Genomic DNA, 14,313 nt, shown 5'->3' with positions numbered 1-14,313 from the left:
TTAACAATAAATCAATCATTAAAATAACATTAAATATCAATTTATACCTCACTTCTCTTAAGTTCATTAACAAATACACCATAATGCAAATAAAAGATAATATCCAAACTCCCTCTTACCTTGTATCATCGCCATTAACAGGATATATTCCTCCTTTTTAATTCAAAAAACTAAATAAAAAAAACTCCCTCTACTAAAACTATCTATTTTAATAAAGGGAGTTTTTTTGTTTTTATACGTTAAGATACATTACTTTCTACAACTTTAGTTCGTGAAACAAAAGCAGAAATTATCAATCCTACTGCTATCACGATATCTAATACAAGCCATGCTTTGGGTTCGATAGGTAGTTCATAAAACGGTTGAAACATTCCTATAATTACTAGGTACATCGTCATTTCAATCACTTTCTTATTTAGGTGGGAATTATAGGCCAAAATACCTAAAGCTACGATGACTATAAATCCAACTAAAAGATCAAAATCAGGTGAGGATGTAAAAGCACTCAAAATCAAAAAAAGTGCAACTGCTATTTTTAGGGCTCTTTCCATAATCAAGTTCTTTATAAATTAGGTTTCCTCTAAATTAATAAAAAACGTAAACAATTAAAAATCAACATCAAACATTTAACATCTATAAATAATATAATATGTATACAAAACAAATATTAACCTCTACAACTCGTTATACCTTCCTGTAAAATGACTTTTATTTGAGATAAAAAAAACTTACTTTAGCACCTAATTATAATTAAATCATAAACAACACAATGAAACAAGTAACTTTAAACCACATACACGAAGCTTTAGGTGCTAAGATGGTTCCATTTGCAGGTTTTAATATGCCTGTACAATATGAAGGAGTAAATGCAGAACACGAAACAGTAAGAAACGGAGTTGGTGTATTTGATGTATCTCACATGGGGATATTTAAAATCTCAGGTCCAAATGCTTTAGCATTAATCCAAAAAGTTACTTCTAATGATGCGTCTACTCTAGTAGATGGAAAAGCACAATACTGCTACTTCCCTAATACTACTGGTGGTGTTATCGATGACATTATTACTTATAGAGTAAACGAAAACGAATATTTGATGGTAGTAAACGCTTCAAATATTGAGAAAGACTGGAACTGGGTAAGTTCTCATAATGATGTAAACGCTACTTTAGAAAACTTATCTGATGGATACTCAATCTTAGCTATCCAAGGTCCTAAGGCTATCGAGGCTATGCAAAGCTTAACTAGTGTAAACCTTGCTGATATCAAATTCTACAACTTCGTAATCGATACTTTCGCTGGAGTTAAAGACGTTGTTATCTCTGCTACTGGTTATACAGGTTCAGGAGGTTTTGAAGTTTACGTTAAAAACGAAGATGTAGAAACTGTTTGGAATAAAGTATTTGAAGCTGGTGCTAACTGGGGAATCAAACCTATCGGATTAGCAGCACGTGATACGTTACGTCTTGAAATGGGATACTGTTTATATGGTAACGAACTAAACGATGAGATTTCTCCATTAGAAGCTGGTTTAGGATGGGTTACTAAATTCACTAAAGACTTCATCAACTCTGATAACTTAAAAGCTGAGAAAGAAGCAGGTATCAAAAATAGATTAGTAGGTTTCGAATTAATCGGTAAAGGTATTCCAAGACACGACTACGAAATCGTTGACGCTGAAGGAAACGTTATTGGTAAAGTAACTTCTGGTACACAATCACCTTCTTTAGGAAAAGGAATTGGTATGGGGTATGTTCCTGTAGCTTTAGCAGCTGAAGGAAGCCAAATCTTTATCCGTATCCGTAAAAATGATATTGAAGCAAAAGTGGTAAAAACACCATTTTATAAAAAATAAGACAAAAGGAAAGGGAGTTTAAAAATAAGCTCCCTTTTTTTTTGTGATATATTTGAATTATACTCTATTTTTGTATTTATAAAATTAAGTAACATATTATTATGGGAAGAGCGTTTGAATTTAGAAAAGGACGTAAGCTAAAACGTTGGTCTGCTATGGCAAAAACGTTTACAAGAATTGGTAAGGATATCGTAATGGCTGTAAAAGAAGGTGGACCTAATCCCGAGGCTAACTCTCGCCTTCGTGCTGTAATACAAAATGCTAAGGCAGCTAATATGCCTAAAGAAAATGTAGAGCGTGCTATTAAACGTGCTACAGATAAAGATACTGAAAACTATAAAGAAGTAATCTTCGAAGGATATGGTCCTCATGGAATTGCTTTCTTAATAGAAACAGCAACTGATAATAACAACAGAACAGTAGCTAACATTAGAAGTTATTTCAACAAATGTAATGGTACTATGGGAACACAAGGTTCTGTTGAATTTATGTTTGACCATACTTGTAACTTTAGAATCCCTGCTGAAGAAGGTAGAGATTTAGAAGAGTTCGAATTAGAACTAATCGACTTTGGTATCGACGAAATCTTTGAAGATGAAGATGGTGTAATGATTTATGCTCCTTTCGAAAGCTTTGGTTCTATCCAAAAAGAATTAGAGGGAAGAGGTATTGAAATTTTATCTTCTGGATTTGATAGAATACCACAGGTTACTAAGGAACTTTCTGAAGCAGAAATGGCTGATGTAGAAAAACTATTAGATAAAATCGAAGAGGATGATGACGTTCAAAACGTATTCACTACTATGGCTTAATCATCATTATGATTTATAATATAAAGCGAGTTGTTTGTTTAAAACAACTCGCTTTTTTATATCAATTAATTCAGAAAGAATTTCTTTGGAGGATAACCATAATGCTTCTTAAACGCTTTAGAGAAAGCAACAGATGATGAATATCCTAAGTCAAAAGCTATCTCTGTTATCGTATAACATGCTTCTTCTAGTTTCTCAATAGCGATATTCATTCTTCTATGTTGAGCATACTCAAATAATCCTAGATTGTATAAATGCTTAAAACCTCTCTTTAATTTATACTCATTTATAAAGAACATCTTAGACAACTCTTCAGTGGTATAAAACTCTCTATAATTCAAATCAATAAAATCTTTTACCTTAGACAATACTCCCTCATCCTCTTCGGTTAACTTAATACCTAACTGTAATTTTGAGCACACCTCTACTCGTTGTTCTCTTTCATTAAGTAATACAGCTATAATCTCTAATACTTTACTTTTCACAAAGATTTCTCTAGAGACACCTTTATAACTACATGTCTTTATTTCATTAGATAATATTAATAACTCCTGCGTAAGCTTAACATCTTTAATCAATCGATGTGATTCATTAGTTTTAATAGCATTAGTGAATTCCGCAATAGTCTCATCATATTGTTCCCATTCCTTAAAGAAATCTAGAGGTAAATAAATGTCTAAATGCTCATACACTGCATCTTTTTCAAAAACGACATCAGCTGTAGATCCAGACTTTAAATAACTCAAATAACAATGAAAAGGTAAATAGCGATTATGCTTACCATTAATCACATCTTTAACAATATGCTTACCAAAGAAAAAACTCAATTCAATAAATTCCGTTTCCTCAAATACATAATGTAATGCATAGTCTTGATTATACTTTAAATAGTATTGTCTGATTATAATATCTGCACAATCAAAAATATGGTAAGTAATAAAAGTACCAACATCATTAGTAAGTTCTTTCTTACTCTGGTACATCTCTTTGGTCACCATATTTTCGACTTCAAAAAACTCTACTATCTCTTCTCCTCTTCCCATATACTACTATTAGATTACTAAAATGCTATTTTTTATTCCCTTTTGGCTAAGCTATTCCTTGCCAATGAATATACTTTTGCTTCCGACTTCAAATTTATTCAATCTAAATTAACTAAATAATGAAAACGTTATTTTTAATTAACACTACACAAAAATCATTACTTGCAGGACTTTTAATAAGTACTCTAGGGCTATATGCACAAGATAATGGAGGAATAAAAGGAACAATAGTAAGTCATACACAAGAGAAACTTGTTGGTACTAACGTGACTTTAAACAATAATCTATTTAAAACAATAACAGATAATAATGGTAATTACCTATTCGAAAATATAAAAACAGGTAAATACCTTATTACAGTGCAGTATAAAAACACTGCTGTAAGAGATAGTATCACGATAACAGCTGATCAAACTTTATCAAAAGACTTTATGTTATTTGATGATTCTAACACTACATTAGATGCTGTAGTTATCAATACAAATAAGAATATACGTTCATCGTCTTCACTTAGAACAGCTGCTAACCTATTAGATGTACCACAAAATATACAAGTAGTAGATAGAGGGCTTATGGATGACCAAATTAGTATGACGATGAGTGATGCCATAGCACAAAACGTAAGTGGAGTTAGATCAGTATTACACCAAGAACAAGCTAGTGCAGGTATATATGTACGTGGCTATGGAGCTAGCAATCTGCGTAATGGTATGGATATATCTGGAAGTTTTGGGCCGATAAGAGAAGATAATACATTCATAGAAAGAGTTGAGTTTGTAAAAGGACCAGCAGGTTTTATGATGGGAAATACTCAACCTGGTGGTTTCTATAACATCGTTACTAAAAAACCGATGGGTACAAACAAAACTACAGTCAAAACAATACTAGGTAGCTTTAATCTGTATAGAGCAGAAGTTGATATAGACAATAAACTTACTAAAGATGATAAATTACTATTTCGCTTAAACGGAATGGCCACAAAAACGAGCTCTTTCCAATTATATAACAAGAATAATTACCTATCATTTGCTCCTTCCTTAAAATATAACATCAGTGATGATACTAATGTTACTTTCGAATACATATTCAACTCAAACGAATTTGAAGGAGGTTTCTCTAAATATGCATATTCTAAAAATGAGTTTAAGGAACTACCTCGCAAGTTCACTTTCTCAGATCCTATTATAGATCCTACAACTATTAAAGAACACAATGTTTTAGTTAATCTAAATCATAGATTAAATGATGATTGGAACCTTACTGCTAAACTAGGTTATGTAGAAGCTACAATGGAAGGAGAAAGCCTTTATTCAATCTACAACTCTATTGATGACAAGGGTAATGTACAACGTGCATTATCTGTAAATGACGCATACAACTCTGCAAAAGTTGGACAAGTATACATGAATGGTAAGTTTAATATCACCGATAAAATCAAAAACAATATCCTATTCGGTTTAGATATGGGACAAAAAGAACATATGGCAGATTGGTCAGAAGTTGCAGATAAAGATGGTAACGCAATTCCTGTAGGTCCTTTGTTTAATATCTATAATCCAATTTATGGAAAACTAACTAAAAAAGATATTCCTACTTATGACCGTTCTCGTTCATTAAGAGAGCGCGCTGCAGGAAACATACAAGAGTATAGCTATATCTCATTATATGTACAAGATGAAGTACTATTATTAGATGAAAAACTTCGTTTAGGATTTGGAGTACGTTATACCTCAACAGAAAAAACAACTAGTGCTGCTAAAGGAGATGTAGTAAAAAACCAAGCTTATACACCACGCTTTAGTGTTACTTATAATATTTCACCATCATTCTCTGCTTATGCTTTATATGACCAAAGCTTCCAAGAGCAAACAGGAATATTAGAAAACAACAAAGCAGCAGATCCTTCTAAAGGAACGAATAAAGAGTTTGGTCTTAAAAAAACCTGGTTTGAGAAAAAACTATTTACCTCATTAGCATTCTACCAAGTAGATAAAACTAATATTCTTACTCCACGCGATCCATTTGCTAACAATCAAATCATGGTACAGAGTGGTCAAGCTACTTCTAAAGGAGTTGAATTTGACTTAAATGGGCAAATCACTGAAGGATTAACCCTAACAATGAATTACTCTTATACAGACGCAAAGATTACTAAAGATAATAACCCTAGTAAAAAAGGACAACTTCTTCCTGGGACAGCAAAGCATAGCACTAATGCTTGGTTAACGTATAGAGTTCCATCTGGGGCACTTGAAGGTTTAGGATTCTCCCTTGGTTATCAATATCAAAAAGATCGTTCACAAGCACCTGTACAAGCTAAAAAATTCTTACCAGATGACTACTTCACCCTTGATGGTGGTGTATCATATAAAAAGAACAACTATGCATTTAATCTTATTGTGAACAATATTACTGACAGATATAACTATGTTGGTCATTTCCCTGGTGCTTGGGGATATTCTCACTATGGATGGAGAGCTACCACCCCTCTATCTTTTAAACTTAGTTTAGCATATACATTCTAAGTCAAGCACATCATTTAACTAAATTATCCCTTTCTGAAAATACTTTTTAGAAAGGGATTTTTTATTCACATACTCAACTTTTCTCAATATTCGCATTATTTGATAGACACTCCCCTATTTTTCCTATTTTTGCAATAAAAATTTTTCATTATGAAATGGGAAGGTAGAAGAGAAAGTAAAAACGTAACAGATAACAGAGGTAAATCTGCTGCAGGTAAAACCGCTCTTGGAGGTGGACTAATAGGTATTATTGCTACACTACTTTATCTATTTGGAGGAGAAACAGGTAAACAAATCGCTCCTGTTATCGAACAAATGGGTGGTGATAGTGGACAAACAGAACAAGTGGATACTAGACAACTGTCTCAAGAAGAAGTTGACATGGGTAAAATGGTGGCTGTTATGTTTGCAGATACAGAAGATGTATGGCATAAAGTTTTTAAAGAAAACGGTATGCAATACCGTGAACCTAAGATGGAGCTATTTGACGATAAAGTTAACACTCAGTGTGGTAGTGCTACAGCTGATGTAGGTCCGTTTTACTGTCCTGCTGATGAAACTGTATATATGGACTTGCGCTTTTTTGAAGAACTACATACGCGATTCGGTGCTGAGAGAGGTAACTTCGCTATTGCTTATGTTATTGCTCACGAAGTAGGACATCACGTACAGACGTTATTAGGTACGAATAGTAAAGTACACCAAGCTCAACAAGGAATGAGTAAAAAAGAAGCTAATAAACTATCTGTAGGATTAGAACTACAAGCTGACTTCTATGCAGGTGTATGGGCTAAATACAATCAGAAATACCTAGATGCTAAAGACATTGATATTGCTTTAAGTGCTGCTCAAGCTGTAGGAGACGATGCCATCCAAAAAAGAGTAACAGGACAAGTTAATCCTGATTCATTTACTCATGGAACATCTAAGCAACGCAAGGAATGGTTTATGAAAGGTTTTGAAACTGCTGATATCAAACAAGGTAATACATTCGACTTTATACGATAATAATCCCCTCAGATACTTGTTTAGCAATTATTTGATTAAATATTAAAAAAGACTCTTTAACAGAGCCTAATCCTATGACAAACTTAAAAGATATACTCAACAACATTAAACAAAACAGCTATACTGTAATCCCTTTTCAAGTAATGGGTGAAGCTGCTACTTACTATAAGAAGACTTTCTTACTAGTAATTACAGCATTAATGACATCATTCTTAGCATATGCAATTATTGGATCGATGATTTTAAGCAAGTTAATGAACTTCTCTCAAGATCAAGAAGTCTTACAACAACAAATGGTAGAGCTGCTTAATATGATAGCAGAACCACCTTACTTCTACTACTACTTACTATTCGCAGCTGTAAGTAATGCTTTAGGGAATGTACTTATCGCTGGGTTTTACAAAATGAATGCTGATGTATCTCTTAATAAAGTACCATCAATAGGAAGTGCTTTCAAATACTTCTTTAATAAGAAAGGGTTATATGTATTTATTATCCAATTAATTATTTCATTAATCTTTATGGGAATTACTGTTCCTTTAAAACTAATGAATCTAGAGATGGTTTCTATGGCTATTAATTGTATAGCGAATATCTTAACTATCTTTACGATACCATTAATCATATTTGGTAATCAAAACCCATTTACTGCTTTAAAAAACAGTATTATGGTTGTCAATAAACAACCGATACCGATTATACTAATTGTAGTATTAAACTACTTCTTTTTGATAAGTGGTTTATTCCTTTTTATCATTGGTATTCTATTTGTTTTACCTTACTTATTTGCAGTTTACTTTGTACTGTATAAACAAGTCATTGGATATAATTTAGAAGAAGAGAAAGAGCTAGCCTAGCCAGCCCTCTCTATCTAAACTACGATACTGTATTGCCTCAGCTATATGCTGGGGCATTATATTTTCAGCCTTATCCAAATCCGCTATTGTACGAGATACCTTTAGTATTCTATCATAAGCTCTAGCGGATAAATTAAGCTTCTCCATAGCCCTTTTTAGCAAGCTAAGCGAATCTTCCTCTAATGCACAATACTTTCTTAGCAGAGCTGTATTCATCTGTGCATTATAATGTACCCCTTTGTGATTAGCAAATCTACTTGATTGTATATTCCTAGCTTCTACTACACGCTCTCTAATACTCTTACTCGGTTCTGATAATTGAGTATCTGATAATCGTTCAAATGGCACAGGGTTTACTTCTATATGAATATCTATTCTGTCTAATAGAGGACTTGATATCTTACTTAAGTAACGTTGCATTTCAGTTTGTGTTGATTTCACAGGTGCATTCGGATCATTAAAGTATCCACTAGGACTAGGATTCATACTAGCCACTAACATAAAAGAAGAAGGATAAGTAATTGTAAACTTAGCTCTCGATATTGTCACTTCCCTATCCTCTAAAGGTTGCCTCATTACTTCCAGTACTTCTCTTTTAAACTCTGGTAGTTCGTCTAAAAACAACACCCCATTATGCACTAACGATATTTCCCCAGGCTGTGGATAAGTCCCCCCTTCTACTAGTGCAACGCTAGAGGCAGTGTGGTGTGGACTCCTAAAAGGCCGAGTACGCATCAATCCACAGTCTTTAGCTTTACCTACTACACTGTGTATTTTTGTAGTCTCTAATGCCTCATCTAGAGTCATAGCAGGCAATATACTCGGCAATCTCTTAGCTAGCATAGTCTTACCAGCCCCAGGAGGCCCTATCAATATGATATTATGTCCTCCTGCAGCTGCTATCTCCATAGCCCTTTTAATACTATCTTGTCCCTTTACATCTTTAAAGTCTATTTCTAAATGTTGTTCTGCCTCTGAGTTAAACATTTCATCTAGATCAATATGCACTGGAGTTAACTCTCCCCTTCCTTCTAAAAACTGTATAACTTCACTAATATTACTCACACCATAAACCTCTAACCCTTCTACAATAGCTGCTTCTTTCTCATTCTCTTTAGGAATAATAATACCTTTAAATCCTTCTTCCTTAGCTTTAATAGCAATAGGTAGTGCTCCATTAATACACTGTATACTACCATCTAAAGACAATTCTCCCATAATAATATAATCAGATAGTTCTTCACTAAGTGAAATCTGATTAGACGCTGCTAGGATACCTATAGCTATCACTAAATCATAAGCTGAGCCTTCTTTTCTCAGATTAGCAGGAGCTAGATTAATAGTGATCTTCTTACCAGGAAACTTATATTCATTATTCTTAAGTGCAGCAGCTATCCTATAACTACTCTCTTTAATAGCACTATCTGGCAATCCTACTAAGTGATATCCTATACCACTATCGATATGAACCTCTACTGTAATAGTGGTAGCCTCTATCCCAAATACTGCACTTCCAAATACTTTTATTAACATAAATTATGATTATTAATTAATATTCACTTAATAATATTGTTTATTTATTACCTTTATAAGTACTGTAGATTAGTCATTGTGTAGAGCGATACCACAAAAAGCAACAACTTTTTAATACTTCAACAACTAAAATTAAGTAAAATGATTAAGAGTACCATTACACTATTCAAAGACAAAAGACTATTATTCAAATAATTACTAAAGTTTTATTTGTATAATTTCTCGAAAAGTATGTTTTTGGCACTAGTATTGAATAACAAATTGTGGAGATAGACTCTCACCTACAAACAACAAATAGTATTTAATAATTATGATTACAAGTAGAAAGACAGTTTTAGTAGCATTTTCAGCGTTGATTATGTTTGGTACATTGATAGGGATTAACAGCTGCAATATAGGTTCAACTAAAACATTAGACCCGAAAGAAAATGCACTAGCATTACCTATCATAAAAGTTGATACAACGACTGCTATTACAATTAAAGATTATATCGGAAATATAGAAGGGAAAGTCAACGTAGAGATAAGACCTCAGGTAGAAGGTATACTTGAGAAGATATTCGTAGATGAAGGAGCTTTCGTAAAAGAAGGTCAGCCTTTATTCCAAATTGACGCTCTTCCATATCAAGAAGTATTAAACAATATGATTGCTACGGAAAACGTAGAGAAAGCTAAGCTTAAAAATGCCAAGCTAGAGATAGACCGTTTAAAACCTCTTATCGATAACGAAGTAATCGCTCAAGTACAATTAGAAACAGCTAAATCAAACTATGAAATAGCTAAAGCATCATTGGCTAAAGCTACAGCTGCTGTTAATAGTGCTAAGATTAGCTTAGACTATACAATTATTAAAGCTCCTGTAAGTGGATACATAGGACGTATGCCTAAGCGTATCGGTAACTTAGTGTCTAAAGGTGATAAAGAACCTCTAACTGTATTATCAGATGTAAGTGAAGTATATGTGTACTTCGGTATGAGCGAATCAGACTTCTTATACTTTAGTAAAGACAACAAAAAGAATGATACTACAGGTATCAGCAGTGGTCAATATTTACCAGATGTATCTCTAATCTTAGCTGATGGTCACGAATACCCAGAAAAAGGTAAAGTAGATATGATTAATGGGCAAGTAAACAGAACTACAGGTTCTATCTCTTTAAGAGCTTCTTTTCCTAACTCTAAAGACGTAATGAGATCAGGTAACACTGGTACTATCAAACTAAAAGAGACTAACCCTAGTGTTATTCTTATTCCTCAAGAAGTAACTACTTCTATCCAAGACAAAACTTTTGTATATATCTTAGACAAAGAGGATAAAGTAAAACTTCGTTCTATCGAACTAAACGGTGTATCAGGTAACAACTTTATCGTATCTGAAGGGTTAAACATTGGAGATAGAATTATCAGAACTGGTTTTGATAAACTAACTGAGGGGATGTATGTAAAGCCTCTTAACTAAGCCTAAAACAAAACTAACAAGACAGACCGGAGTAATTCTACTCACCTTACAAAACAATTTAATATGCTAAAAGCCATTATAGAACGCCCAATATTAGCCACAGTAATATCGATTATGTTCGTATTACTAGGATTAGTAGGGCTTACATTATTGCCAATTACAAGATTTCCAGAAATAGCACCTCCTAGTGTAAGTGTATCTACATCTTATCCTGGAGCCAATGCAGAGACTGTTGCACAAAGTGTATTACTACCGATAGAAGAATCTATCAACGGGGTAGATAATATGACTTATATAAGCTCTAAAGCGAGTAACAGTGGATCAGGAACTATCAACGTATTCTTTAAAGCAGGTACTGACCCTGATCAAGCTGCTGTAAACGTACAAAACAGAGTAAGTAAAGCCGCAGGTGACTTACCTTCTGAAGTTAATGAGAATGGTATCTCTGTGACTCCTCGTCTAAGTGGTAACATTATGACGATTAACTTCTATAGTGATCACCCTGAAGAAGTATATGATGAGACTTTCTTACAGGCCTATACTCAGATTAATATTAACCGTGAGTTACTGCGTGTACCAGGTGTAGCTTCTGTAAGCCGTATCGGTGCTCGTGACTACTCTATGAGAACATGGCTTAACCCAGATAAACTTGCCCTTTATAGCTTAACTCCTCAGGATGTTATTGCCGCTATTAAAGATCAGAACTTCGAAATTGCTCCTGGTAGTTTCGGGGAGACATCTGACGAAGCTTTCGAAACAGCATTAAAACACAAAGGAAGATTTAGTCTTCCTGAACAATACGAGAATATCGTTATTAAGACGAATAAAGACGGTTCAGTTCTTTTATTAAAAGATGTAGCTAGAGTTGAGTTCGGAGCTTCTAACGTAGGTAGTGATAACAGTGTAAACGGATACCCAGGTCTGACGATGAATATCACACAGACTAACGGATCTAATGCACGTGATATTGATATCGCTGTGCGTAAGACATTAGAGAGATTAGCTAAATCGTTCCCACAAGGAGTACACTACGAGATTAGCTATTCTGTAAAAGCGCAAATTGACGAATCTATCAGTCAAGTAAGAAGTACTTTATTCGAAGCATTCTTCCTTGTATTTGTGATTGTTTATTTATTCTTACAGGATTTCCGTTCTACTATCATTCCAGTTATTGCTATCCCTATTTCATTAGTAGGTACATTGTTCTTCATATACTTAATGGGCTTCTCTATTAATATATTGACGATGTTCGCATTAGTACTAGCCATCGGTATTGTGGTAGATGATGCCATCGTGGTGGTAGAAGCCATCCATGAGAAGATGCATCACACAGGTATGAAAGCAAAAGAAGCTACCATAACTACGATGAACGAGATTACTAGAGCGATTATCTCTATTACATTAGTGATGTCTGCAGTATTCTTACCAGTAGGATTTATGCAGGGACCAGCAGGTATATTCTATAAGCAGTTTGCTTATACATTAGCCTTCGCTATCCTTATTTCTGCTGTTAATGCATTGACATTAAGCCCTGCTCTATGTGCTCTATTCTTAAAACAACCATCAGGTGAAGAATACGCAGCTAAAGAACAAGAAAAAGGAATCAAAAGAATCGCAGGTAAATTCTTCTTCTCTTTTAATACAGCATTTGACAGCTTTACAGAGAAGTATGTAGTAACTATCAAAAAGCTTATTACGAATAAGAAAGTTGCTATCGCAGGATTAGCATTGATTATCGGAGTTGGAGTATTGTATCTATATAAAACGCCATCTTCATTTATCCCTAGAGAAGATGATAGTTATATCACTTACTCTCTAGCTATGCCTCCTGGTGCATCGTTAGCACGTACTAAGATTGTACTAGCTAAGGCCGATAGTATCTTAAAACAACGTACTGATATCGTAGGAATGACAGCTATCTCAGGATACAACACTATTGATGGTAACTCGAGTCCTTCGTTTGCAGTAGGATACATTAACCTAAAACCTTATAAAGAAAGAGGTAAAGTAAAGAACATTGACAAGATCATTGCAGAAATTCAAAATGATTTATCACAGATAAACGAGGCTTCATTTAACGTATTCCCTAGACCTACTATTTCAGGTTTTGGTGACTTCGGAGGTATCGAATTTGTGCTTCAAGACCGTATGGGTGGAGGATTTACAGAGTTTAATCAAGTGAGTGACGAAGTAATCAAGCAATTAAATGAAAGAGAAGAAATATCAAATGCCTTCACATCATTTAAGGCGAACTATCCACAGTACTTACTAGAGATTGACTATGTGAAAGCTAAATCTTTAGGTGTAAGTGTAAAGGACTTAATGACTACTGTAAAGAACTACTATGGTCGTGTGAAAGCTGGTGACTTTAATAGATTCGGTAGAACGTACCGTGTGTATATGCAAGCAGACATCCCATTTAGAGAGAGTCCTCAGTCATTCTCTTCTATCTATGTGAAAAACAAAGATGGTGAGATGCTACCTGCTAATACATTAATAAAACTGAAGAAAGTATTAGGTCCTGAGACAGTGACTAGATATAACTTATATAACTCTATCTCAATCAAAGCTAACCCTGCTCCTGGATACAGTACAGGTGATGCGATGAAAGCGATAGAAGAAGTAACAGAACAATTACCTGGTAACTACTCTTATGAGTACACAGGTATGTCGTTAGAAGAAAAAGATTCGGGTAACCAAGCTATTATCATCTTTGGATTAAGTATCATCTTTGTGTACTTCCTATTATGTGCTCAGTACGAGAGTTACTTATTACCAGTAGCAATCTTATTGACAGTACCTACAGGACTATTAGGTGTTGCCTTATTCGTAAACCTAGCTGGATTACAAAACAACATTTATGTACAGGTAGGTCTGATTATGCTTATCGGGTTATTAGCTAAGAATGCTATCCTTATTGTGGAGTTCGCTCTACAACAACGTAAAAATGGTCTATCGATATTCGATGCAGCCGTAGAAGGAGCTAAGATGCGTCTAAGACCTATCTTAATGACATCATTCGCGTTCGTAGCAGGTCTAGTACCATTGATGTTCACTGTAGGACCATCTGCACAGGGTAACCATTCGATTAGTTTCAGTGCGGCTGGTGGTATGATATTTGGAGTGATCGCGGGTATATTCATTATACCAGTATTGTTCTATATCTTCCAGACTTGGGACGAAAAACTTAAATCTAAAATTACTAACGAATAAATATAGAAACC

10 protein-coding genes are annotated in these 14,313 nt (G+C 34.2%); 7 read left to right on the top strand and 3 right to left on the bottom strand.

Features of this window, described 5'->3' with window-relative positions; genetic code table 11:
* Positions 1-239: 239 nt before the first annotated feature.
* Complete coding sequence (locus BMX53_RS12475) at positions 240-551, bottom strand: DUF6804 family protein (RefSeq protein WP_063176538.1); 312 nt, start codon at positions 549-551, stop codon at positions 240-242.
* Positions 552-769: 218 nt separating this feature from the next.
* Between BMX53_RS12475 and gcvT the strand changes: the two genes are divergently transcribed.
* Entirely contained in the window at positions 770-1,852 is a 1,083-nt protein-coding gene (gene gcvT, locus BMX53_RS12470) for a glycine cleavage system aminomethyltransferase GcvT (protein ID WP_074746640.1), read from the top strand.
* Positions 1,853-1,953: 101 nt separating this feature from the next.
* On the top strand, positions 1,954-2,664 hold the full coding sequence (locus BMX53_RS12465) for a YebC/PmpR family DNA-binding transcriptional regulator (RefSeq protein WP_038986340.1): 711 nt from the start codon (positions 1,954-1,956) through the stop codon (positions 2,662-2,664).
* Between the two features lie 65 nt (positions 2,665-2,729).
* Here the strand turns inward: BMX53_RS12465 and BMX53_RS12460 are convergent, their stop codons facing one another.
* Positions 2,730-3,707, bottom strand: coding sequence for a helix-turn-helix domain-containing protein (locus BMX53_RS12460; RefSeq protein ID WP_074746638.1), 978 nt, complete (start codon positions 3,705-3,707; stop codon positions 2,730-2,732).
* A gap of 119 nt (positions 3,708-3,826) precedes the next feature.
* Here BMX53_RS12460 and BMX53_RS12455 point away from each other — a divergent pair, with 119 nt between their 5' ends.
* The 3 genes from BMX53_RS12455 to BMX53_RS12445 all read left to right on the top strand — a co-directional run bounded on the left by BMX53_RS12455 (position 3,827) and on the right by BMX53_RS12445 (position 8,097).
* Positions 3,827-6,232: a TonB-dependent receptor gene (locus tag BMX53_RS12455; protein ID WP_074746635.1), complete on the top strand. Its 2,406-nt coding sequence runs from the start codon at positions 3,827-3,829 to the stop codon at positions 6,230-6,232.
* A gap of 150 nt (positions 6,233-6,382) precedes the next feature.
* Positions 6,383-7,240 (top strand): KPN_02809 family neutral zinc metallopeptidase, encoded by an 858-nt coding sequence (gene ypfJ / locus BMX53_RS12450; protein ID WP_038986336.1) that lies wholly within the window; start codon positions 6,383-6,385, stop codon positions 7,238-7,240.
* A gap of 74 nt (positions 7,241-7,314) precedes the next feature.
* Entirely contained in the window at positions 7,315-8,097 is a 783-nt protein-coding gene (locus BMX53_RS12445; RefSeq protein ID WP_038986335.1) for a DUF2189 domain-containing protein, read from the top strand.
* Here BMX53_RS12445 and BMX53_RS12440 read toward each other — a convergent pair.
* Positions 8,089-9,630 carry a YifB family Mg chelatase-like AAA ATPase gene (locus BMX53_RS12440; RefSeq protein ID WP_074746633.1) on the bottom strand — a complete coding sequence of 514 codons (1,542 nt, stop codon included), beginning with the start codon at positions 9,628-9,630 and terminating at the stop codon, positions 8,089-8,091. The two genes, BMX53_RS12445 and BMX53_RS12440, sit on opposite strands and share 9 nt — an antisense overlap.
* 310 nt (positions 9,631-9,940) lie before the next feature.
* Here BMX53_RS12440 and BMX53_RS12435 point away from each other — a divergent pair, with 310 nt between their 5' ends.
* Positions 9,941-11,089 carry an efflux RND transporter periplasmic adaptor subunit gene (locus tag BMX53_RS12435; protein WP_063176533.1) on the top strand — a complete coding sequence of 383 codons (1,149 nt, stop codon included), beginning with the start codon at positions 9,941-9,943 and terminating at the stop codon, positions 11,087-11,089.
* Between the two features lie 63 nt (positions 11,090-11,152).
* Positions 11,153-14,302, top strand: coding sequence for an efflux RND transporter permease subunit (locus BMX53_RS12430; RefSeq protein ID WP_074746632.1), 3,150 nt, complete (start codon positions 11,153-11,155; stop codon positions 14,300-14,302).
* Positions 14,303-14,313: the final 11 nt, after the last annotated feature.

This window comes from Myroides marinus (assembly GCF_900109075.1).
Taxonomy (GTDB): Bacteria; Bacteroidota; Bacteroidia; order Flavobacteriales; family Flavobacteriaceae; genus Flavobacterium; species Flavobacterium marinum_A.
Note: the sequence above shows the minus strand (reverse complement) of the source record. Positions and strands in the feature narration are given on the sequence as shown.